Here is a 24,478-nt window from a genome sequence, read left to right as displayed (position 1 = left end):
TAGTAAAAGTCGCCAAATTTTGGCGACTTTTGGATTATTTTAGCTTGACTAATAGCTGGCCATCTTCTACGGTTTGGCCTTGTGAAATTAGAATTTCCTCAACCTCTCCATCGCATCCAGCCTCAATTGGAATTTCCATTTTCATTGCTTCTAAAATTACAACTGTTTGACCTGCTTTTACGCTATCGCCAATATTTACTAGGATTTTAAATACTCCAGCTGACATTGTAGCTGTAATTTCATTTGATGCTCCAGTAGAGCTTACTGCTTTTGGCTCATCTTTTGGTTGACTAGATTCTTTAGCAGGAGTAATAGATTTTAAAGTAAAATTATCAAATCCATCTGCAACTTCAACATTATAATTGTGGCCATTTACTGTAACACTAAATTGATTTGAACCAGATTTTGTAGCTGGTTTTATAGTATCGCTATTTTTGCGTACCATTACTTTGCCTTCGCCTTTTAGATATGCGATACCTTTTTCTTTACAAGCCGCTGCAATAAAGATATTTTCTTCTGTTGCTTCAATACCTTCTTTTTCTAATATAGCTTTAGTATAGGCGATTGATTTTGTCTCATCTTGGTCTGCAATATCTATAGCTGGTGCAGTAGTAGGCTCTAAATTTAGCTGTTTAGCAGCAAGTTCTACAATATCAGCACTTGGAGTTACAGGAGTTTTGCCAAAGTAGCCCAAAACCATTTTACCATAGCCTTCAGCTATCTTTTTCCATGGGCCAAACATTACATTATTAAATGCTTGTTGGAAGTAGAATTGACTAACTGGAGTTACACTTGTTCCATATCCACCTTTTTCTACTACTTCTCTCATAGCTTTGATAACGGCTGGGAATTTATCTAAGATATTATTATCTCTCATCATTTGTGTATTAGCTGTTAATGCACCACCTGGCATTGGTGAAAATGGAATTAATGGGCTTACTTGAGTAGCTTCAGGTGGCATAAAATAGTCTTTTAAGCAATCGTGCAATACATCTTCATATTTTAAAATTTTATCAACTTCTAATCCACCTAGATCATAATCTTTGCCTTTAACCGCATGAAGCATTGTAAGAATATCTGGCTGACTAGTTCCACCACTTACTGGACTAGCAGCTAGATCTATACCATCTGCACCAGCCTCAAGAGCCGCTAAATAACAAGCTATGCTAACACCCGCTGTTTCGTGAGTATGTAGTCTTAGATGCACATTATCACCTAGTAAGCGTCTTGCCATTTTGATTGTTTGATAGACTTTTTCTGGGCTACTTGTACCGCTTGCATCTTTAAAACAAACGCTATCAAATTCAATTCCACTATCTAGAATTTCTCTTAAGCATTTTTCATAAAATTCAGCATCGTGAGCGCCAACGCAGTTTGGCGGTAAATCCATCATAGTTACTACTACTTCATGTTTTAATCCGTGATGTTTGATTCTTTGGGCGCTATATTCTAAATTTTTAACATCATTTAAAGCATCAAAGTTGCGGATTGTTGTAGCTCCATGTTTTGCAAATAACTTTGCGTGCATATCTATTAATTCTCTACTACCAGTATCTAAAGTTACAGTATTTACGCCACGAGATAGAGTTTGTAGGTTTGCATCTTTACCAGCAGCTTCTCTGAATTTATCCATCATTGTAAATGCATCTTCGTTTAAGTAGAAGTATAGGCTTTGAAATCTTGCCCCACCGCCAAATTCAAAGTGATTAATTCCAGCTTCTTTAGCTGCACTTACAGCAGGTAAAAAATCATTCATTAATACTCTTGCACCAAATACAGATTGGAAACCATCTCTAAAAGTGGTATCCATCACATCGATAAATTTCTTTGCCATATTTTTCCTTTTATTAAATTTTACTTATAATTTTATAAGCCCCAGTAGACAAAATTGCGAGCGGGGCAACATAACGGAGTGTAAAATACCAAATTTCAAACCATCTCCTAGACATAAAACTTGAAAATATAGTGAATAATCCTTCCTTTTTAATAATATATCCAGCAAAAATGCTAAATGTCAAAGCACCAAGTGGCATTAAGATATTTGAAGTTAGCAAGTCTAATATATCAAAAAACGCTATTGGCTTTTCATTGCTTATAGCTAATGCTGGAATGCTAAAATAGCTACTTGTAACCTCATAGTGTGATAAAATACAAAATATACCTAAAATATATACAAATATTCCAATTATAAATATAGCTTTATTTCTACTTAATTTAAATTTATTTATCAAATATAAAGTAAAAGGTTCTATCATTGAAACAGCTGAGGTAATCCCCGCAAAAAGCAGTGAAGTAAAAAATGCAATTGCAAGAATATTTCCCGCTGCTCCCATTTGAGCAAATAAAGATGTAAGTGATACAAATATAAGCCCAGGCCCATCACTAACGGGTTGATTATCAATTATAGGTATAAATGAGAATACCACAAGTCCCATCATAATGCCTATTAATACATTGATAAAGACAATTGATAGTGTAGATTTAACCAAATTTGTATCATCTGATAAACTAGCAGCATAAGTAGCTACATTCCCAACACCCATTGACATAGAGAAAAATGCCAAGCCTAGGGCTTGTAATATTAGCTCAGCATTTAAAAGTTTGCTAAAATCAGGGATAAATATAAAGCTTAAAGCTTGAGTAAAGTTACCACTAGCAAATATTGCATATAATAAAAGCCCTATAAGAAGAATAAATAGTGATGGCATCATCCAGATATTTAATCTCTCAATGCCACTTTTAATCCCTTTAGAAACTACATAAAACACAGTTAAAAAGACTATACTAAAACAGATAAATACACTTGAAAAATCCCATTCAACAAGACCGCCAAACATAGCTCCAGCTTCTTGTGCCGTGCTTGGCAGGGTGCCAAATGATAGGAATATATATTTTAAAATCCAACCAATAACAATCATATAAAATGAGGCTATTAAAATTGCTGTAAGCATAAAAAATCCAGCAAATCCCCAAGCGCGTTTATTTTTTGGTGCTAGATTTTTGAGTGAATTTACAATGTCAGTTCCGCCAAGCCTACCAATTGCAAGCTCTGCTAAAAAGACCACTACAGCTACTCCAAGAGTAAGTATAATATATAATAAGATAAAGGCTGAACCGCCGTTATTGCCGACCATTGTAGGAAATTTCCATGCATTGCCTAGACCTACAGCACATCCAGCCATTGCTAGAATAAATCCAATTTTTGAAAATTTTTCTACCATATTCCACCTAAATACAAAATACGCTAAGTTTATCAAATTTTTTCTTTTTCTATACTTTTATTTTATAATTTTTTTTAATAACTTAGATTTTTTTTAGTTTGTGTAACTTTTTGAAATTTAGTATTAATTTTTTTTGGTTAGAATTTTGTCAAATTTAATTAAAAAGAGGTGCAATATGAGATGTCCAGTGTGTAAAGATGTAGATTTGGTAATGAGTGAAAGAAGCGGAGTTGAGATAGATTACTGTCCTAGTTGTCGTGGTGTTTGGCTAGATCGTGGAGAGTTAGATAAGATTATAGAAAGATCAGCATCAAATTCAAGACAAAATGAGTATTTTGGTAGCAAAAGAGAGTATGAATCACGCAAAGATGATAGAAGATATGATGATAAGAGATATTATGACGATGGCTATCACAATGGATATCGCAAAAAGAAAAGAGAGAGCTTTTTATCTGAACTTTTTGATTTTTAGAGTTTGTATTAAGCATAAAATCTAAAATTTAGGAGAAAATTGTGGAAAATATTATTAAAAAAAATGGGGGGGGTAGATCTATCTTTTGTAGTGCCTTGCTACAATGAAAGTTTAAATTTAGATAATTTTTACTTAGAAATTTTAAATCAAATTAATATTATAAATGAACAAAATTCTAAGCAAATTAATTGCGAATTTAGGTAGCACGGATAATACTTTAGAGATTTTAAAAAAATTAGCATTAAAAGATAATAGGGTTAAAATTTTAAATTTTTCAAGAAATTTTGTTTGCTAAATACTTTGTAGTGATTTTACGAGTTTATTGGAGTTTTTTGATATATTATTTTTTGGATAAAATCACTACTTTAACCAAGCATTAAATCCTAATTATTCAGATATATTTGTTATTTTTCTCATTTTTTTTCTATTTTTTAAAATGATATAAATTTAAGTTTTATCACTGGATTATAGCTATCTTATCTATTGTCATTGCTATGCTTTTTGCAAAACATATCTATGTTAGTGTAGTATTTATTTTAATATTATTAATGATAAAAAATTGGTTTTAAAAGATAAATTTTTATTATCTTTTTGTTCTATTTTTGCTTTGGATTTTTATGAAAATTGTGTTTTTTAGACCTACTCAATGTTTATCTGGTGTAATATATACTATTATTGGATTTTTACTTTGTAGATATTTTGTTTTTTTAAAATAGATATAATTTGCTTTTTAAAATACAATATAAGGTCAAATATGAGCTACAAAAGATTAAATGAGATATCAAAATCCTTTAAAAATGAGTTAAATCAGCTATATAAAGATATGGATAATCCTATAATTTTACAAGGATTAAAGATAGCAAATTTAGCAAATAACAGCCAAACTAAAATAGCTATAACAGATAGAATAGTCTCGCTTAGAACCACAAGTGTAGAAAATGAGTTAAAAAGATTAGGCTTAGATAAAGGCCAAATTAGAGAAGTTAATGCGAATTTATATGATTTTGTAAGTAAATTTTATATAGATAGATTTTCTAAAATGCTTAATCTTGTGAGCCAAGAAGGGCTTTTGAGCGAATTTGAAATGGAGCTTTTATGGAGTGTGCATAGAGTTGGGATCGTGATTACAAATATGCATAAAGTCTGGCAACGCCATATAATAGAAAGGATAAATGATGAGTTTGAAACTAAATTTGATAATATCGCTCAAGCTATGAAATTTATCAATGATAATGAATTGTATCAGCTTAGCGATGGTCTAAAATGCGATAGAGTTTATGGCGCTGTGATAAAAGATATAGATGGATATAAAATGACCCCTTATATCCTAGCATTTCCTAGTGAGTGCGGAGCGGTGGTGAGTGAATTGCAAAACTCTATAAATTCGCTAAAATCTCTAGCCAAAAGCGATCAAGATATAGCATATATAGAGTATTTTGAGGCTTTAAAACTTGCTTTTAGTGAGTGTGAAAATGATAGAGTAATATCAAAATGGCAAGATGTTGAGAGAGCCTGGATGAAAACCCGCTCGGCTATACAGATCGGCCATCCTTTGGAGTATTATGAAGATGCTTATACTCATGCTGTGGCCTTAGAGTGGGATGTGAGATTGAGCGATCAAAGCGGGATTGATGAGGGTGAATTGAAAAATCAGATAAAGGATAGCTTTGATCAAATTTACTCTCAAATAGAGCCTAAAAACTCAAATATGGCTAGTTTAGTCCATTCTAATATCGATAAAACTCAGCTTTATATATGCGCTCCTATGCTATATTATGGGGCGGAATTTAATGGGCTTTTTTCGGCTCAAGTGGTTCCAAATGATGAGATAGTAAGTGGCGAGTGTGGTAAGAAGATTTTTGCTTTTGTGGATTTTGTCTATCAAAGCTCTAAGGCTAAGCCTTTTATGAAGTTAGCAAGTGAGATTTTTGATAAAGAATTTTTAGATTATGGTCGTGAAATTTTGTTTAATAATGAGAAAATTTGGAAGCAAGTTTATGAAATTTCCACAATCGGGCATGAGTTTGGGCATATATTATTTATGGATAGTGATAGCGAAAATTTGATGAATATTGGCGGGGAATTTAAATTTATAGAAGAGTATAAGGCCACAACGGGTGGGCTAGTTAATTTCTTTTTACATGAAAAAAATGAGCTAATTTTGCCTGTTTTTGCTGAGCTTATTAAGCGAAGTGTAGGGTTAATAGCGTGGCAAAAGGTGGTTGAGACTAGGGCGTATTATTGTGAGGGTTTGATACATTTGACGCTGCTATTTAGGGCTGGGGTGCTTGGGTTTGATGGAAAGAGATTAAGATTAAACTTTAATCAGCAAAGTTATGAGAAATTTAAAAGCCTAACTTTGGAAAATTATATCGATTTAGCGAGTTACTATATCAAAAAGATAAATGCTAGTGAATTTTTGGCTAAATTCGCATATTTTGATGGAGAAATTTACCTGCCAAATGATGCTGAAATGGCGAATTTTGTGAAATATTATTATAATAGATATGAGATGATCGGCAATGAAATTGACGAGAGTGGCGAGTGGCAAAAGTGGCAAAATTAATGAAAAATTAAAAGAAAATTATGTATAATCTTGCGTTTTGAATTCTAAGTAGGGAATTTATCCGAACTAATTCAAACAATATTTTTTTAAGGAACTATTATGAAAAAGATTCTTTTTCTTCTTGTGGCTTTAACGGGCTTAGCATTTGGTGCTGATGGCGAACAGATTAAAGCATTTTCAGTTGTAGCTGCTGGTATCGGTCTTGGTGTGGCTGCTCTTGGTGGTGCTATAGGTATGGGTCATACTGCTGCTGCTACTATCTTAGGTACAGCTAGAAATCCAGGTCTTGGCGGCAAACTACTTACTACAATGTTTATCGCTCTTGCGATGATCGAAGCACAAGTTATTTACGCACTTGTTATTGCTCTTATCGCACTTTATGCTAACCCATTTTTAGGTTAATTTTTAGCCCCGTTTTGGGGCTTTTTGAATTCACTTTTGCGATCATGGTGGAATGGTAGACACGCTATCTTGAGGGGGTAGTGCCGCTACGGTGTGCGAGTTCAAGTCTCGCTGATCGCACCATTTCTATTAAGTTTAGATAAATCTTAAAAATTTTTTAAATTATTTATAAATAACGCTACTTAAATTCTCATAATTATTGAAAAGCTTAAAAATTTAATTATTATAAGTTAAATTTAGTATTTTTGGATATAATTTTAGATCTTAGGATGGTTATGAGAGCTCTATTTTTACTTATATTTTTGGTAGTTTCTTTGGTGGCAGATTGCGATATATCTAGTGTTGTGAGTTTAGAGCGTGATGGGATAAGCCTTAGAGATAAGAGCATTGTAAATCAAAATATACAAGAGCATTATAAAATCAAAACTAGAAAAATCAAATCAAATAAGCAAGTTGCGATATCGATAACGGCGCAATTTGATACCTTAGTTAGCGTGAGTTTCACTAGTGCTACAATGGCGAAATTTGATTATAAAATCTCAAATTCCATCCAAAATAGCCATCTTATTTGTAATAATACTTATCAAAATGATGGCCATAAATCTCAAGATATTATATTAAAAAGTGGAGAAAATCTCTTAATAACCTTTGGTGTGGCTGATATAGGGCTAAGCGATTATGAGTTTGAGTCTGAAATAGCACTAAATATGCTAAGCCCAAGTCAAAACTCAAATAGTTATGAGAGTTTCGGTGAAATTTATACACAGATTATAGGGCGAGAGTTTGAAGTGGAATTTCAGACTACTAGCGTTGTGAGTGATTTTGAAATTTGGCTTAATAACAGATATAAAATTTATCAATCTAACACTTTTAGCGGTGGTAAAATCCCACTTATGATTCCAAATTTACCAACGATAGATTATAAAAATTTATATCTCATAGCCAAATTCAAAGACCAAAAAGCCAACTCAAAGCAGATTCAATCATCTAAATTTAACGCCCGAGTGGCTAAATTTAAGCTAGAAAATACCCCACAAAATCCAAAAGGTGGAGTGAAATATAGAGATTTTAAGCTTATTGCTTTAGATTATAATGGTAATGTAGTAACTGGATATAATGGCCATTTTAGCGGTGATTTCATAGGCCATACCTTGGAAAATTGCGTGGCAAATCTCTCATCTGAGACTATCGAGTTTAAAGATGGGGTAGGGGTGATTAGCACAGATAAAGATGGATTTATTTATCCTGATATTGGTGTGGCTAGGATTGAGTTTATAGATAGGCAAAATAGCGATAAAATTCATCAAGGTTGCTTGATAAATAGCTTTACCAATGTTCCAAATGAGCTTGGTTTGATAGGTTGCGATGCTGGAATTTCTAAGGATATCGCATATTTTGACTATGATAAAATCGTTCATACAAATACTATTTTTGGCTCCAAATTTGGATTATTTGGGGTTATGGATGAGAATTTAAGCCTTAGTCAATATAGTGATTTTATGGGTGTTAGTGCGAATTTGGAATTTCAGGTTCGCCTAAGCGATAATAGTGTAGCTAAGCTTTTTAGCGCTGGATGTTATGGCGATGATGTGAGTTTTGGTAATTCTAGCAGGCTATCTTTACACGCTTTAAGTGAGCCAAATGATGATCACATATATAAAAGTAGTGAAAATAGCTATATAGTTAGCAAAAATAGCTTTAAAAATGGTATTGCCAAAGCTTGGTTGAAGGTATCTTTGCCACGAGAAAAACCGCAAAATCCATATAAAATTCTATCAAGCGATATTGATTTGAATTTAACTCAAAAGCCAAATTTATCACAAGATTATAGCTATTTATACTATGCTAAGGCTTATGGGGATAAGCTTAGTCAAGCGGTGAATTATCCATATATTGCTAAGATATATTTCGCTATTTTTTGTGATAATGAGTGTCAAAATATAGCTAAAAATAGTAGTGAGTATAGTCCGGTTTTAGATGAAAATATGAGTGGGGTATCTGAGTTAAGGGATTATTTTGTCTTTAAAAATTTTAATATTTCAAAAGATATTGTGAAATTTAATTCTACTCTAAATTCTAGCGATGTGATTGATGGCGTGATGGAAATTAAGATTAATAGCGAGCAAAAGAGCGAATTTGAGATTAATAATACTCATTTTTATGGGAGTGATTTTGTTTGGGTGAGATTGTTTAAGGATAGCTCTTGGGTAGGCGTGGGGGATTTTGGCGAGGTGATGGGGATACAAAATGGTCAAAATATCCGCTATAATCGCTCTATTGAGTGGTAAAATATTAAATTTTTTTCAATATAATTAGCTGAATTTAACAAAAGGTAAGTGATGAAAAAAGTATTTGTGCTATTGAATATGGGCGGTGTTGATGAGCTAGCTCATGTTAGGGTATTTTTGAAAAATATGTTTAATGATCCATATATTTTAGGGATTAAAAATCGCTATTTGAGAGCCTTTGTAGCTTGGATGATAACTACAATGAGAGTTAAATCAGCCACGCAAAATTATCTGCAATTAGGGGGCAAATCTGCCCTAGGAGATATCACAAGGTCGCTAATATCTAAATTAAATGCCAAATTCGGTTCAGATAATCTAATCTTTGATTATGCGATGAATTATACTCCGCCATTTGCGTCTGATACTCTTGCAAAATATAAAGATGCTGATGAAATAATACTTTTTCCACTATATCCTCATCATTCAGTTACTACAATTACATCAAGCTTAGACTCTGCTAAAAAGGCTATAGATGAGCTCGAAATTGGCGCTAAAATAAGTATTATAGATTATTTTTATAATAATGATAAATTTAATGATATTATTATTGCTGATATTATTAAAAGCCTTGGAGATACTAATGCTAGGCAGATTGATTTGATATTTTCAGCTCACTCTCTTCCGCAAAAAGTAATTGATAAAGGCGATTTATATGAGCGTCATCTAAAAGATCATTTAGAGATTTTAAAATCCAAATTAAATATTGCTAAATTAGAGTTTAATAGCATAAGTTTAGCCTATCAATCTCGTCTTGGCCCAGTAAAGTGGCTAGGACCAAATTTAAGCGAAGTACTTCCAAATTTACCAAGTAAAAAAGCATTAATATATCCAATTAGCTTTTGTATTGATAATTCCGAGACAGATTTTGAATTAGCAGTAGAATATAAGCATATTGCTAATGAGAGTAAATTTGAGTTTTATAAGGTTGTAAAGGCTCCAAATGATAGCGATGAATTTGCTCAATTCATCGCTAAAAGCGTCATTTAGCACTATTTGCAAAGTTCAGGATATTGGCGAAGTAGTAAAGTAAAAGCGTGTAGAACACTTTGTGTTCTTATATAGTTGCGATCGCCACTTAAAAGCAGTCTTAGTGAGGCTACATTATTTGCAGATGCAACTGCTATAAATACTGTACCTACTGGCTTTTGCGTGCTTCCGCCATCTGGGCCAGCTATTCCGCTAATAGCTATAGCATAATCAGCCACTCCTAATCCTAGCGCTCCGCTAGCCATAGCCTCAACACACTGTGTGCTAACAGCGCCAAAACTATCTAAAATATCTTTATCAACACCTATCCAGCTATTTTTAATCTCATTAGAGTATGTTACTAGCGAACCACTAAAGGCTACGCTCACGCCTGGTATATTGCCAAGTGCTGCAGCACACATTCCTGCGGTACAAGATTCTGCAAAGGTTATCTTTTTATCATTTTGAATGAGCTTTTTAGCTGTAAATTTGATAATATCATCAGCTGGAATTATTTTACCAATAAATAAATTAGCAACGCTATCAATGAAGCTATCGATATGTCCATATCTACTAGTGCTAACTTTGACTTTGGTTAGGCCATCAATTATTGTAGTTAGAGTAATATTTACATTATAGCTAGCAGTGAGTGGCTCAAGTAAAATTTGTGCGCTTTCTTTGTCAATATCGATAATATGAAAGATTTTAGATTGTTGATCATCTTGAGTTAAAATCTCAGGTAGTTCTTTGATTGGTTCGGCTTTGATTAAATTTATTTGAGAGTTATTTAGGGATATTAAAAAACTATTTTTACTAAATTTAATCACTTGAGACGGCATAAGTGTTTCAAATTTAAGCTCAATCGTATCAGTTGTAAGTGTAGCTAAAATCTTACTAAGCGTATTAAATCCATTTTCATTAGCACAAATAGTAATATTATCATACTCTTTGGTAAAATTTTCTATATAAAATGGTAGTTCCTTATCATTGTTTTGAATGTAATAAACTGAAGCAAGAGCACCAAATTTTTCTTTATAAGATGTAAAAAAATAGTCTAAAAATGGGCGATTTATCTGCAAATCCTCGCCTAGGATTATGATTAAATTTTTCATATTTAAGCCTTTAGTAATTAAGTGTAAATTTAGTATAAAAATTATTTGTACTTTGAGTATTATAAAATGACAAATCTAGATATAAATTCTTATAAATTTTAGTATTTATATAGTAGCTTGTATTATACTGCTTGGTCTCATCTTGATAAAGCATAGCTCCAATTTTTGTGTTTTTAAGCAGCTTAGCACTAAGGTTTGTAGAGTGCATATAGGCTGTTGGAATATCAAGCGAGTCATCATAGGTGGTATTTAGGGAGTTTGTTAGTTTAAAAATATCTAAATTTAAATCATGTGATGCAGTATAAATACCATAAAAGTTATAATTTTTTGTATGAGTATTTACAGCTTGAAATATATTTATACTAAAATCCCTAGTTGTCCAGTGGTCAAATTTAATCGCTTCTATATTGATTAAATCAATACTATTTAAAATCTGGGTATTACCATGAAGCTCTTTATAATGTGATGTTAGTAGCTTACAAGTTTGAATATCAAATGAGCCTTTTGATAGCTTTGATGCTAGATTGACTGGAGTATTCTTCTGTGCAGCCTCAAAACCATTTAGCATCAAGCAAAGCAAAGAAACTAAAATAATTAGCCTCAAATTTGATCCTTAATTTTTGTAATTTTACCAAGTTTTAAATTTGATTTTGATTAAAAGAGTAGAGTGAGAGCCAAAGCTCTCAGGTTTATTGCATCGATTTTGCTTTAGCAAGCACCATCGAATCAAATATTTCAAACAATCTAATAGAATATTCTTCAGAAGTTTTAAATTCTTTAATGATTACTGGAGAGTTGTTTAAGAAATCTTTACTTGCAAGGTCGATTGCAGAATTGACATATTTATGCACCATACTATGCGGTTCAAGAATTTGATTAAACTCAGCAGTATCACCAAATATAGCTTTACCACTATCTTCACACCATTTACCAAGACGGCACATTGTATGGTCTGGCATCTGTTCGAAGTTTTTAGTGTAAATTTGATTATAGCCATTTGTTTTAAATAGCATATGATCGATCTTAACAAGGCTTGTAAAGATATCATAAGAGATAAGTTTTGCGTTATGTTCTATATCTTTAGTATTGTTTACTAATAGATCAAATTTAGCGATAAAGCCTTCAATATGTTTATTTGATTCAATTGAGATAGTCTCAACTTCTTCACTTTGAGCAAACATATCGCTAGCATTTTGTTTTAATAGATTGATATTCATCTCTACTTCTGCAGTTGCTTTTTGAGTTCTTTCAGCTAGTTTCCTAACCTCATCAGCAACAACGGCAAATCCTCTACCATGCTCACCAGCACGAGCCGCCTCTATAGCGGCATTTAGCGCTAGAAGGTTTGTTTGATCTGAGATATCTTTGATTAGATTTATTACATTAGTAATCTCATCAACACTTTTGTGTAGGTTTTCAGCTGCTGTGCGAGTTTTGTTGCTTGAGCTTGTGATCTCATTTAGAGAATCTATCAATTTGTTGCTAGAATGGCTTAATTCGGCAATGTTATTTAGATTGAAATCAATTTTATCTATAGATGCACGAGATAGCTCCAGATTTTTCTCTATACCTGATTGGATATTTCTTGAATTTGCTTTTACGCCTTCAATCATATTTTGAGCTATTTCGGTTATTATTTCGCACTGTTTTAGATTGGTTTGAGAAGCCATAAGCCCTTGTAACTCAGCTCGAAGCTTGCTATTTTCAGCATTTCTTGCTTCTAGCTCTTTTTTTAGAGCGACGATTTGTTCTTCATATTGAGCGATTTTTTTTGAACCAAACATATTTTTCCTTTTAATTTTTTAACTCTTTAAACCTGTTAAAGCCACAAGCTATTTAATTATAGAGCTATTAGGGTTATAGTGTATTGTATAACAAAAACGTTTAAATTTCGATAAAATATAAAAAAGAATTATTATTATAATAAATTGATAAAGTATATTTTTTATTAATGATTGTCAATCAAAGTAAATTTGGGCAAAAAGCCCAAATTTACTTAGCTATTTGCTTTAGATTTTTTATATTCCATTAAGATATGGTAAGCTTCATCTTTTAGTCTTAATTTCTCTTTTTTAAGAGTTTCTAACTCAAATTGATCCATATGTTCACGACCTTCTTCTGCATCTAGAATTCTTTGGTCTAGTTCATTGTGTTTGTTAAATACAGCATCAAAATGTGCATTTTTGCCTTTTAATTCTGTGATTAAATCTCTATATTCGTGTAGCATTTATACTCCTTTTAAATTTAAAATCTCGACATTATACAAAAAAGATACTTAAACCAAGCCAATTACGATCTATAATCGGCATTGATTTTAACATAAGTATGCCCTAGATCGCATCCATATGCAGTAAATTTACCATTTGCAATACCTAAATCACAAATGATACGATAACTATCCTTTTTCATTACTGTGTGCGCTTTTTGCTCTCTTGCTTCATCTAGCTCAGGGTGATCTTTATCATATACTAGTACATCATCATAGTATATAGCTAACTTAGTGCTATCGCATTCTATGCCGCTAGCGCCGATCGTGGAGGCTATCCTACCCCAGTTTGGATCCTCTCCAAAAATAGCTGTTTTGACTAAAAGCGAATTTGAGAGTGCCTTAGCTGCTTTGCTAGCTTCATCATCGCTAGCAGCACCTTTTACTTCAAAGGCGACAACTTTGGTGCTTCCTTCACCATCTTTGACTAAATTTAGAGCCATTTCTAATGTGATTTTATCTAAGGCAAATTTAAAAGCTTCTTTATCATATACGCCACTTTTGCCTGAACTAAGTAGCATTAGTGTATCATTAGTACTAGTATCACCATCTACGCTTACAGCATCAAAGCTATATTTTGTCGTCTCTTTTAGTAGTTCATCCATATCGCTTTGCGGTATAGCTGCATCAGTAAGAATAAAGCAAAGCATAGTAGCAAATGCTGGATTTATCATACCTGCGCCTTTGCAAATGGCTGCAATATTAAAGCTTTTGCCATTTTCAAGCTCAACTCTAAAAGCTATCTCTTTTTTAAAGCTATCAGTAGTCATAATTGCCCTTGCTACAGAGTCACTGCTTTTTTGATTAAGATCAAATTTATCAAATCCAGATCTGATTTTTTCTTGATTTAATCTATATCCAATCACTCCAGTAGAGCTCATAATTGGATTTATTAGCGGGGTTTTTTGATTTAAAATCTTAAAAAGTTCATCAATATCATCTACGCCTCTTTGCCCTGTCATTGCATTGGCATTTTTTGAATTTAGTAGTAAGAAATTTGATTTAAATCCTTTTTCATAACGTTTAAAATGGACAATAGGTGCAGCTTGAAATTTATTTGATGTAAATTTAGCTGAAAGCATAAATGGCTCATCGGCTCTGATAAATCCAAGGTCGTTATCACCATTTGGTTTAAGCCCAGTGCTAACGCCACCAAAGAAAAATCCATCTACATTTTCAAGGCCGTTTTTAAGACTGATTAGGTTAAACATATTTTAGCTCCTCTGGTTTGTATTTGCTAAAAATTAGCCGTTTTGTTGCTCTGATGCTCTCAGCAGTTCCAATTACTAATAGCTTTGAGCTAGTGCCAATTAAAGTATCGCCATTTGGCATTGGATTAAACTTACCATTTTGGTCTGTGATACCGACGATATCAGCATTTGTAAGTTTTCTTAAATGAGTCTCTTTTATTCTTTTAAATCTCATCCATGAAGCCTCTGGGACTCTAATCTCCTCCATATCTATAGGAGAATCTTTTTTGTATAAAAATTGCTCTAGGATGTTTTCCATATCAGGGCGTACGCTCATAGCTGAGATTCTTTGAGCGACTAGCTTTGATGGGCTTACTACTGAGTCTGCGCCTAGTTTTATTAGCTTTTGGGTGTCATTATCATTATCTGAGTTAGTCATAATAAAATATGGTTTAATCCTACCAAGCTCTTTTTCGTATAATCTAACTGTAGCAATAAGGGCGATATTATCGGCTATGTGCGGGCTTAGAGTGATTAGGCCTTTAGCGCTAGAGAGGTGTGATTTTAAGATAGCTGATTGAGTATGAGGTTCATCTATTATATAGTATGGATATTTATATGTTTCAGCTATTTGAGCTAAATCTTCTCTGCTATCAATAACTACAAATGGAATGTGGTTTTCTCTAAATTGCCTTGAAAGCTCGATAGTATAGAGATTATGATAGCAGATTACGAAGTGATTTTTAAGTCTTGCGATCTTATATATCATGCTTCTTTCCTTTAAAATCCTAGTTAAGACACCTTTTTTAATAATCTCGATAACAAGACCCATAGAAAATGTAAACAAACAAAATCCTATAAGTATAAAAACGATGGTAAAAAGACGTCCAGTGGTAGTGATTTGTGAGACTTCGGTAAATCCAACAGTTGTAAATGTCATTCCGGCTTGATATATCGCATCTATTAGTGTAAAACCGCTAGTAATCATATATCCTAATGTACCAAATAACATCATTAGTACGACAAATATTAATGGAAGTCGGAAAGCTTTTAACTGTTGATAAAGTTCAGTATTTAGATCATATTCGGGTTTGGACTCATCGGTCCAGTGGAGGAACTTTTTAATCTTTTTAATCAAAGACATAAATTCCTCTTTTTAAATGGTTATTTTGATTGTTTTTTCATTGTTCTTAATGTAGAAGCTGCAACTCTGATTTTTCTAGTTGTTCCATCTTCTAATGTTACACGCACTGTGCGAAGGTTTGGCATAAATCTTCTTTTTGTTCTGTTGTTAGCGTGGCTTACATTGTTTCCAACCATAGGGCCTTTGCCTGTAATTGCACATCTTTTTGACATTTTATATCCTTAATTTATAAAAATTTGGGGTTAATTATATCTAAAATAACCCCAAAATTAGCTTAAAAATGAATTTAAATTTAGAAAGCTGGAACTATAGAGCCTTTATATTTTTCAGTTATGAAATCCTTAAGAGCTTGAGTTTGCAATGCTTTATTAAGAGCTTTTATACCATCTTTATTTTGATTTCCATCTTTTACAACTACAATATTTACATATGGACTCTCTTTAGATTCGATTACTAGAGCATCTTTTGTAGGGTTTAGGTTTGCATTCATTGCAAAATTTGTGTTAATAACTGCAATATCTACATCATCTAAAGTACGTGGCAAAGTAGCTGCTTCTATCTCTTTAAATTTGAGATTTTTAGGGTTTTTAGTAATATCTAAAGGAGTGCGTAGCTTTACATTTGTATCAACTTCTATTAATTTAGCAGATACTAGTACATCAAGCGCACGGCTTTCGTTTGTAGGGTCATTTGGAATGCTTACTATTGCACCATTTTTTAACTCGCTTAAAGATTTAATTTTTTTACTATAAACACCCATTGGTTCTAAATGGACACCAACAGTTTTAACTAGGTGAGTGCCTTTATTTTTATTAAATTCGTCTAAATATGGTATATGCTGGAAAAAATTAGCATCTAAATCACCATCTTCAACTGCAATATTTGGGATTACATAGTCGTTAAATACTTTTATCTCCAAATTTATACCTGATTTTTTTAACTCTGGAGCTATAAATTCAAGTATTTCAGCGTGAGGAACCGGAGTGGCGCCAACTTTTAGAGTTGTAGCAAGTGCAGAGCTTACAAGGCTTGCAGCAACAAGGCTTAAAGCTAGTAGTTTTTTCATTGTTTTATCCTTAAATGTTAAATTTGACTTGCTATTATACAAAACTGATTATAAATTTCAGTTAATATAAAGGAAAAATATGAAAAAAGTACTATCTATAGCAGGTTCAGATCCATCAGGTGGGGCAGGGATTCAAGCTGATATAAAAACAATTACAGCTCATAAGCACTACGCAATGGCAGTAATAGTCTCGCTAACTGCACAAAATACTACAGCAGTTAGTGGAGTTTTAAACTGTTCGCCTGAGTTTGTAGAGGCACAAATAGATTCAGTTTTAAGTGATATAACTCCAGATGCAATAAAATTAGGAATGCTCTCAAATGCAGATATTATGCGTTCAGTTGCTAAAATGCTTAAAAAATATAACTGTACAAATATAATTTTAGACCCTGTGATGGTGGCAACAACTGGAGGAAGATTAATGGATGAGAGTGCTCTCGAAGTTTATACTAAAGAGCTTTTTAATCTTGCAAGTGTAGTAACGCCAAATTTACCTGAAGCAAGTGCATTAAGCGGTATGGAGATAAACAATATGGATGATATGAAAGCTGCAGCTATTAAAATTAGTAATTATGGCTGCAAAAGCGTATTAATAAAGGGTGGTCATTTAAGAGAAGATGCCGCAGTTGATTTGCTCTATGAAAATGGTGAATTTAGCCAATTTTGTGTTCCTAAAGTAGATACTAATAATACTCATGGTACAGGTTGCACTCTATCTTCAGCTATTGCGTGTAATATCGCTAGTGGGTTAAGTATTAATCAATCAGTAAAAAATGCTAAAGAGTATGTAACAAACGCACTCAAAAGCGGTCTGGTTATTGGTCATGGAAATGGGCCAATTAATCATTGTTGGAACTTGTAGTAAATTTAAATATAGATTTTACATCTTCTTTAAATCTTTTAGAGTTAATTTTAATAGATGGTATTTTTACTTAGGATTACTTTGTATTGATTGCTGCTTTATGAGTAAATAAATTTAAAAGATCTGTTTGGAAGTTGCAAGCAACTTCCTTGCAATGACATATAGGGTAGTAAATTCATAACTAATTTTATGTCATTGCAAAATTAAATTCACCTCTATTTCTTAGGAGCGGTCATATCTTCAGGTTTTACCCACTCATCAAACTGAGCAGCTGTCAAAAGACCTAAATTTATAGCTTCTTCTTTTAAGGTTGTGCCATTTTTGTGAGCTGTTTTAGCTATTTTAGCAGCATTTTCATATCCGATATGTGGATTTAGAGCAGTTACAAGCATAAGGCTTTCGTGAAGAAGTTTATCGATTTTAGCTTCATTTGCGGTGATTCCAATAGCGCAATGGTCATTAAAGCTAACCATAGAATCACTTAGCAATCTAATGCTCTCTAAAATATTGTGAGCAATTACAGGTTTAAATACATTTAACTCAAAATTACCTTGAGATGCACCCATTGCTACGCTTACATGATTGCCTGCTACTTGGACTGCTACCATGGTCACGGCCTCACATTGAGTAGGATTGACTTTACCTGGCATAATAGAGCTTCCTGGCTCGTTTTCAGGGATATTTATTTCGCCGATACCGCATCTTGGGCCACTTGCTAACCATCTGATATCATTTGCGATTTTCATTAAATTTGCCCCAAGACCATTTAAAGCACCACTTAAAAATACTTCAGCATCGTGGCTTGTAAGGCCGTGAAATTTATTTGGATGAGATTTAAATTTAAACTCAGTTTTAGTTATCTCATTTAAAACTTCACTCACCATAGGACTAAAATCTGGATGGCTATTTAGCCCTGTTCCTACGGCTGTTCCACCAATAGCAAGCTCTTCTAAAAATGGAATAGTAGCTAGAATTTGATCTTTACTAGCTTTTAACATGTGAGCATATCCGCTAAACTCTTGACCTAAGGTTAAAGGCGTAGCATCTTGTAGGTGAGTTCTACCGATTTTAACGATATTAGCAAACTCTTTGCTCTTTGCTTCAAGTGTAGCTAAAAGCTTATCAATAGCTGGGAAAAGCTGTTTTTGAAGTTCTAAAACAAAGGCAATTCTCATAGCTGTCGGATAAGTATCATTTGAGCTTTGACCTTTATTTACATCATCATTTGGATGAATTAGCTTTTTACTTCTAAAATCCTCACCCAAAATCTCAGTAGAGCGGTTAGCGATAACTTCGTTTAAATTCATATTTGATTGAGTTCCGCTACCTGTTTGCCATACTACAAGCGGGAAATTGCCATCTAATTTACCGGCTAGTACCTCATCGCAAGCTTGAGAAATAGCCTTTGTTTTAGCATCATCTAAGCGACCAAGTTTGTTATTTACGATAGCGCAAGCCTTTTTAAGATAGGCAAAACCCTCTATAACCTCACTTGGCATTGTGCCTTTGCCAATTTTGAAATTTTCTAAACTTCTCTCGGTTTGAGCTCCCCAATACTTGTCATTAGGCACCTTGATCTCGCCCATTGTGTCTTTTTCAATGCGAAAATCCATCTTAATCCTTTCATAATTTAAAATTCCAAAGTTGCTATTATCCATTAAAATGGCTTATAGCTTCATAAATTTTATTATTTATTTATATAAATTTAGCTAAAATCGCACATTTTTATCTTTCACTAAAGGCAAAAAATGGCTGAATTTTATGATCCAAAAACAATAGAAGAGAAATTTTATAAAATTTGCGAAGAGCGTGGATATTTCGAGATTGATGGGAATAAAAATATTCAAGAAGATAATAAAACTTTTTGTATCATGATGCCACCGCCAAATGTCACAGGAGTCCTACATATAGGGCATGCGCTTACCTTTACTTTACAAGATATAATTACAAGATATAAAAGGATGGATGGCTATAAAACTCTTTGGCAGCCAGGACTTGACCACGCTGGGATAGCTACTCAAAATGTAGTTGAAAAGCAACTTCTAGCTAGTGGGATTACAAAAGAGCAAATCGGTAGAGAAGAATTCCTTAAAAAAACCTGGGAATGGAAAGAAAAAAGCGGCGGTCAAATCGTCTATCAAATGCGTCGCCTTGGGATAACGCCTGCTTGGAGTAGAGAGAGATTTACTATGGATGAGGGGCTTAAAAATGCTGTAAGAAAAGCCTTTGTAAGCTTGTATAATAAAGGGCTTATAATCCGTGGAAATTATATGGTAAATTGGTGTACTCACGATGGCGCTTTAAGCGATGTAGAAGTCGAGCATAAAGCAAATAAAGGCAAATTATATCATTTGAGATATTTTTTATGTGAAAATAGCTCTTCAAACCATAGCCAGATAGGTGGCGAAGCAGATTTGGGGGTTGCGCAGAATTTTGCGAGTGCAGATAGAATAAATAATTCATCAAGCGAGCAAAATTCAAACTCCGCTAAAGATGCGAGCAAGCGTCCCTATATAGTGGTTGCTACTACACGCCCTGAGACTTACTTTGGCGACACTGCTGTCATGGTAAATCCAAATGATGAAAGATATAAAGATTTAATAGGCAAGTTTGTTGAGTTGCCTTTGCTTGGGCGAAAAATAAAAATCATCGCTGATGAGCATGTGGATATGAGCTTTGGAACAGGCTGTGTGAAAGTCACCCCTGCGCACGATACAAACGACTATGAAGTAGGAAATAGGCATAATTTAGAGTTTATAACAATCTTTGATGAAAAGGGAATTTTAAATGAGCATTGTGGAGAGTTTAAAGGGCTTGAAAGGCTTGAAGCCAGAGATAAAATAGCTGGGAAGCTAGAAAGCAAGGGCTTTGTAGAAAAAATCGAAGACTATGAAAATCAAGTAGGCTACTGCTACCGCTGTAAAAATGTGGTAGAGCCTTATATTAGCAAGCAATGGTTTGTAAAATCTGAAATCGCCGATGAAGCTATCAAAAGCGTAAATGAAGGCGGAGCAAAATTCTACCCATCACATTGGATAAATAGCTTTAATGCTTGGATGAGAGAGTTAAAAGATTGGTGTATAAGCCGTCAATTATGGTGGGGGCATCGAATTCCTGTATTTTACTGCGAGTGCGGACATGAGTGGGCTGATGAGAGTGAAAAACCACTCAAATGCCCAAAATGTGGTGGAGATAAATTCACCCAAGACCCCGATGTGCTTGATACTTGGTTTTCTAGTGGGCTTTGGCCTTTTAGCACACTTGGCTGGGGAAATGGTAATGCGCTGAAAAATGAGAAGTGGCTTGAGAGTGATTTAAGCGAATTTTATCCAAATTCCATGCTAATTACTGGCTTTGATATACTATTTTTCTGGGTGGCTAGAATGATGTTTCAAAGCAACAACGCCTTAGGAGAGCTACCTTTTAAAGATATATATCTACACGCTCTTGTCAAAGACAAAGATGGCAAAAAGATGAGCAAATCAAGTGGAAATATAATAGACCCACTAGATATGATCGATGAGTATTCAGCCGATATACTTCGCTTTACGCTAACTATCTTATGCGCTCAAGGTCGTGATGTCAGAATGAGCGATGAGCAGATGGTTTTAAGCCGAAATTTCACCAACAAATTATATAACGCTACTAAATTCTTGCGTATGAATGTAGATAAATTCAGCGATCTTGATGAAAATGCCGTGCATACAGAGCTAGGCAAATATATACTAAATCGCTTTAAAATCGCTATAAACGAAACAAGAAAAGCACTTGATAGCTATAGATTCAATGATGCAGCAGATAGGGTGTATAAATTCCTATGGGATGAATTTTGTGATTGGGGGATTGAGCTATCAAAAGCCGATAAGAGCGCAATTAGCGAGCTTGGCTCTATTTTCAAAGAGAGTATGAAATTACTAAGCCCATTTATGCCTTTTATCAGCGAGTATCTATATCATGAATTAAGTGGGACAAATTTAGAAAATTCTACCTCCATAATGATCTCTAAATACCCAAAAGCTAGCAAAATAGATGAAGCTATCATATCTAAATTTGAGCTAATAATCGAAGCCATAATAAGCATTCGCCGTGCTAAAGCAACGATAGACCAAGGCAACGCCAAAATCTCAAAAGCCTTTATAAAGTTAAATAGCAATCTTGATATCGCTAACTACCTAAACTTTATCAAACTACTTGCTAAATGTGAAAATGTAGAGATAACAAAAGATATTATCCCTAATTCCGCTAGAGATGTGAGCGAGAATTTAGAGAGCTTTATACCGCTTGCTGGCATGGATACAACGGCCATTATAGCACGACTAAACTCACAAAAATCAAAGCTTGAAAAAGAGATAGCTAAGCTTGAAAATATGCTAAATAATGAAAAATTCGTAGCCAACGCCCCTGAAAGTGTGCTTAAAACCAATCAAGAAGGCCTAGCCACAGCAAAAGCTAAATTTGAAAAAGTATGTAGTGAGCTAGAGAGTTTGGAAAATATTTAGGATAAAAAGAATATAAGTAAGATGGAAAAGCAAGAATATTTAGCTAATATTTTTGGGGTAGCGACTGAAGAAATTCAAGTAACATATCCAAGTGGAGATCATGATAATATAAAATATTATATAAAAGTCAGAGTAGATGTTAAAGAAATACCTGATAATTTCCATCTTTTATTTGAAGATAATATAAAAATTTTTCTAAATGTAGGCGGCAAGTTTGAAAACTGTTCTTTTAAAAATAAATTTTTTTTTGAAAAAATAAGACTTCTAGGATATTGTGAGTTTAAAAATTGCGTATTTGATAATAATAATTTAAACATAATGTCTAGTTCTCAATTTTTGGGATGTAGCTTTGAAAATATAGATAATTTTTTAGAATTTGCTAGTAATAACACTTTTAAAGAATGTTTTTATAAATCAGATTTACAACTTTATGGAAATGAAGAAAAAAAATATCAAAATAAAATAAAAATATCAAATTTTACTTTTAATAATAAAGTGGAATTGATAGGAAAGATATTTGAGGAAGAAGTCCACTTTGAGAAAGTGGTATTTGAAGATAAAGTAGATTTTAATCATTCTATATTTAACAAAAATATTCGTTGCTATGAATGTGAGTTTAAAAAACAGCTTAACTTTGAGAATTGTAAATTTATTGAAAATAAAGTTTCCACTGATAATAGTTTAAGTTTTAAAGAAGTAAAGTTTCATGATGTTATAACTTTTAAACATTCTGTATTTGATGCAGAAGTTAATTTTGATAATTTTACATTTGATAATAAAGCTGATTTTAGCAAATCTACTTTTGAAAAAAAAGTTTCTTTTAAAAATTGTGAGTTCAATGGACTTAGTCGAGATGATTTTTTTGATTTTTCAGAGATACATTTTAAAGATAATGTTTATTTTGATGATAGCTATTTTAATGAATTTGTGGCTTTTCATCTTTGTGTGTTTGAAAAGACAGCATCTTTTTATAGGACAAAATTTAATGTGATACCAAATTTTAGCCCAGGTGATTTTAAAGGAATTCTAAATATAAACAACGCTACTTGGGGAGAAAACGGCAATATAGAATTTGAAGATGTAAAAAAAATAGTAGATGAAGTTTATAGCGAAATTAAAACAGAAGAAGAAAAATTAGAAACAATAAGAAATATAAAAGATTCTTTTCGTGCTATCAAAAATGTTTTAATACAAAAAAACGATCAACTAGACGCACAGAAATTTCACAAAGCTGAGTTATATTGTAAGGAGTTAGAATTAGAAAAAGAAAATAAGAATTTTTCTACTTTTATAGATAGCTTGCTTTTAAAAATTTATAGAATTACTAGCGACCACCATACGAATTTTTTAAAAATTTTAAATTTTACTGTGTTTTGTATAGTTGTCTATGCTGTTTGTAGTTTTGTTTTTGTGGATATATATACAGCTACATTTTTTGGAGAATCTAGATTTATTAGCAAAAACATTAGCCAGGATGTTTTTTCAGGACTAACTCTTGTTTTAATTTGTTTGACAATAATAGTTATAGGTTATAATTTAATATATTATAAGTATACATACAAATCTCTAATTTATATTATTCCTTTTGTTATATTTATTATTGCGACATTATTTATAAAACCTTATTATCTAAATTTAGCTAGATGGCTACTATTATTAGTAATTATATTTTTACTTTTATCTTTATGTTTTTATAACAATGAACATAAAGGAAGAATACTGTTTGCATTCTTGTTTTTTTGTTTTTTCACAATTCCGGCATTATCATCAATCTTTTATTTTTTCTCAGACACATACAAAAATTATGCTTTATTGTATGAAATAACTATACCATTAATAATTTCTATTTATTTTTGTTTAGCTATATTTTTTTCATACTCATTAGAAGAAATATATCTGCGTAAAATAAAAGATAAAAATTTGATCTTATCGGTTTTTAAATATCTTGTTTGGGTTTTTAGATGTCTTGCTTGGGTTATTGTCGCTTTTGTGCTATATCTATCTCCACAGCTGATAAATCCTTTTGTAGGTGTATTTAAAAGCAATGAGATACTATCAAAAAACTACTTTGAGAAAAAACTAAATGATTTAAATGCTAGTGAAATTATAAAAATTTCAAATTTGTTAAAAAATAGCACAGATTTAAATCTTACAGAAGTGCATAAAGAAATAATAGATTTAAACACCATAACAAATGCAGAAATAATAAACGCAAAAGAGCTAATAAAACAAAATCTAAAAGAAATAAATATTGCCAACAATGAGCTGAATACCACAATAAATAATCTAAAAGTAACAAAATACTATCAAGAGTATTTAGTAAATGGAATAAAATCAAGCTCGCTTGTGTATTCTATAATTTTACTTTTATGCCTTTACTCACTAACAAAAACAGCTAGAAAAAACTCAATAGTTCCTATATGA

At 32.6% G+C, this 24,478-nt stretch carries 19 protein-coding genes and 1 tRNA gene; 9 read left to right on the top strand and 11 right to left on the bottom strand.

Annotation, left to right across the window (positions count from 1 at the left end; all coding sequences use genetic code 11):
- Positions 1 to 34: 34 nt before the first annotated feature.
- Positions 35 to 1,834 (bottom strand): biotin/lipoyl-containing protein, encoded by a 1,800-nt coding sequence (locus CIGN_RS05525; protein WP_086302692.1) that lies wholly within the window; start codon positions 1,832 to 1,834, stop codon positions 35 to 37.
- A 13-nt stretch (positions 1,835 to 1,847) separates the two neighbouring features.
- On the bottom strand, positions 1,848 to 3,221 hold the full coding sequence (locus CIGN_RS05520) for a sodium-dependent transporter (RefSeq protein WP_086302691.1): 1,374 nt from the start codon (positions 3,219 to 3,221) through the stop codon (positions 1,848 to 1,850).
- A gap of 175 nt (positions 3,222 to 3,396) precedes the next feature.
- On the opposite strand from CIGN_RS05520, the gene CIGN_RS05515 reads away from it, so the two are divergent.
- From CIGN_RS05515 to hemH, 6 genes are all read left to right on the top strand, one after another.
- On the top strand, positions 3,397 to 3,693 hold the full coding sequence (locus tag CIGN_RS05515; RefSeq protein ID WP_086224088.1) for a TFIIB-type zinc ribbon-containing protein: 297 nt from the start codon (positions 3,397 to 3,399) through the stop codon (positions 3,691 to 3,693).
- A gap of 754 nt (positions 3,694 to 4,447) precedes the next feature.
- The gene (gene ciaB / locus CIGN_RS05510) at positions 4,448 to 6,259 is read left to right on the top strand and encodes an invasion protein CiaB (RefSeq protein ID WP_086302688.1); all 1,812 of its coding nucleotides are present in this window, start codon (positions 4,448 to 4,450) and stop codon (positions 6,257 to 6,259) included.
- Between the two features lie 99 nt (positions 6,260 to 6,358).
- Complete coding sequence (locus tag CIGN_RS05505; protein WP_086224097.1) at positions 6,359 to 6,661, top strand: F0F1 ATP synthase subunit C; 303 nt, start codon at positions 6,359 to 6,361, stop codon at positions 6,659 to 6,661.
- A 38-nt stretch (positions 6,662 to 6,699) separates the two neighbouring features.
- Positions 6,700 to 6,784 (top strand) — tRNA-Leu (locus CIGN_RS05500).
- 152 nt (positions 6,785 to 6,936) lie between these two features.
- Positions 6,937 to 8,949, top strand: a complete 2,013-nt coding sequence (locus CIGN_RS05495; RefSeq protein ID WP_086302687.1) for a hypothetical protein — start codon at positions 6,937 to 6,939, stop codon at positions 8,947 to 8,949.
- A gap of 51 nt (positions 8,950 to 9,000) precedes the next feature.
- Complete coding sequence (gene hemH, locus CIGN_RS05490) at positions 9,001 to 9,936, top strand: ferrochelatase (RefSeq protein WP_086302685.1); 936 nt, start codon at positions 9,001 to 9,003, stop codon at positions 9,934 to 9,936.
- A 2-nt stretch (positions 9,937 to 9,938) separates the two neighbouring features.
- Here hemH and CIGN_RS05485 read toward each other — a convergent pair whose 3' ends face one another.
- The 8 genes from CIGN_RS05485 to CIGN_RS05450 form a co-directional block, all read right to left on the bottom strand.
- Positions 9,939 to 11,027, bottom strand: coding sequence for a CinA family protein (locus tag CIGN_RS05485; protein WP_086302683.1), 1,089 nt, complete (start codon positions 11,025 to 11,027; stop codon positions 9,939 to 9,941).
- 10 nt (positions 11,028 to 11,037) lie between these two features.
- Positions 11,038 to 11,631, bottom strand: a complete 594-nt coding sequence (locus CIGN_RS05480; protein WP_086280177.1) for a hypothetical protein — start codon at positions 11,629 to 11,631, stop codon at positions 11,038 to 11,040.
- A gap of 85 nt (positions 11,632 to 11,716) precedes the next feature.
- Positions 11,717 to 12,811 (bottom strand): methyl-accepting chemotaxis protein, encoded by a 1,095-nt coding sequence (locus CIGN_RS08445; RefSeq protein WP_086224102.1) that lies wholly within the window; start codon positions 12,809 to 12,811, stop codon positions 11,717 to 11,719.
- 212 nt (positions 12,812 to 13,023) lie between these two features.
- Positions 13,024 to 13,254, bottom strand: coding sequence for an HP1242/YdcH family protein (locus tag CIGN_RS05470; protein ID WP_086224103.1), 231 nt, complete (start codon positions 13,252 to 13,254; stop codon positions 13,024 to 13,026).
- A gap of 62 nt (positions 13,255 to 13,316) precedes the next feature.
- Positions 13,317 to 14,504: a bifunctional glutamate N-acetyltransferase/amino-acid acetyltransferase ArgJ gene (gene argJ, locus CIGN_RS05465; protein ID WP_086234307.1), complete on the bottom strand. Its 1,188-nt coding sequence runs from the start codon at positions 14,502 to 14,504 to the stop codon at positions 13,317 to 13,319.
- A complete protein-coding gene (locus CIGN_RS05460; protein WP_086226492.1) occupies positions 14,497 to 15,627 on the bottom strand; it encodes a potassium channel family protein in 1,131 nt (376 codons plus the stop codon). The genes argJ and CIGN_RS05460 overlap by 8 nt, the downstream gene beginning before the upstream one ends.
- Before the next feature lie 20 nt (positions 15,628 to 15,647).
- Positions 15,648 to 15,839: a 50S ribosomal protein L28 gene (gene rpmB / locus CIGN_RS05455; protein ID WP_086224106.1), complete on the bottom strand. Its 192-nt coding sequence runs from the start codon at positions 15,837 to 15,839 to the stop codon at positions 15,648 to 15,650.
- Positions 15,840 to 15,919: 80 nt separating this feature from the next.
- Complete coding sequence (locus tag CIGN_RS05450; RefSeq protein WP_086302681.1) at positions 15,920 to 16,693, bottom strand: MetQ/NlpA family ABC transporter substrate-binding protein; 774 nt, start codon at positions 16,691 to 16,693, stop codon at positions 15,920 to 15,922.
- A gap of 79 nt (positions 16,694 to 16,772) precedes the next feature.
- Between CIGN_RS05450 and thiD the strand changes: the two genes are divergently transcribed.
- Positions 16,773 to 17,555, top strand: a complete 783-nt coding sequence (gene thiD, locus CIGN_RS05445; protein ID WP_086227791.1) for a bifunctional hydroxymethylpyrimidine kinase/phosphomethylpyrimidine kinase — start codon at positions 16,773 to 16,775, stop codon at positions 17,553 to 17,555.
- 215 nt (positions 17,556 to 17,770) lie between these two features.
- Here the strand turns inward: thiD and fumC are convergent, their stop codons facing one another.
- Positions 17,771 to 19,168, bottom strand: coding sequence for a class II fumarate hydratase (fumC, locus tag CIGN_RS05440; protein ID WP_086232413.1), 1,398 nt, complete (start codon positions 19,166 to 19,168; stop codon positions 17,771 to 17,773).
- A gap of 135 nt (positions 19,169 to 19,303) precedes the next feature.
- Here fumC and CIGN_RS05435 point away from each other — a divergent pair, with 135 nt between their 5' ends.
- Positions 19,304 to 22,054: a valine--tRNA ligase gene (locus tag CIGN_RS05435; protein ID WP_086302679.1), complete on the top strand. Its 2,751-nt coding sequence runs from the start codon at positions 19,304 to 19,306 to the stop codon at positions 22,052 to 22,054.
- A 21-nt stretch (positions 22,055 to 22,075) separates the two neighbouring features.
- Complete coding sequence (locus CIGN_RS05430; RefSeq protein ID WP_086302677.1) at positions 22,076 to 24,478, top strand: pentapeptide repeat-containing protein; 2,403 nt, start codon at positions 22,076 to 22,078, stop codon at positions 24,476 to 24,478.

The sequence above is a fragment of the Campylobacter devanensis genome (genome assembly GCF_002139915.1).
Taxonomy (GTDB): Bacteria; Campylobacterota; Campylobacteria; order Campylobacterales; family Campylobacteraceae; genus Campylobacter; species Campylobacter devanensis.
The sequence above is the reverse complement of the archived record's forward strand: the minus strand, read 5'-3'. Positions and strand labels throughout refer to the sequence as shown.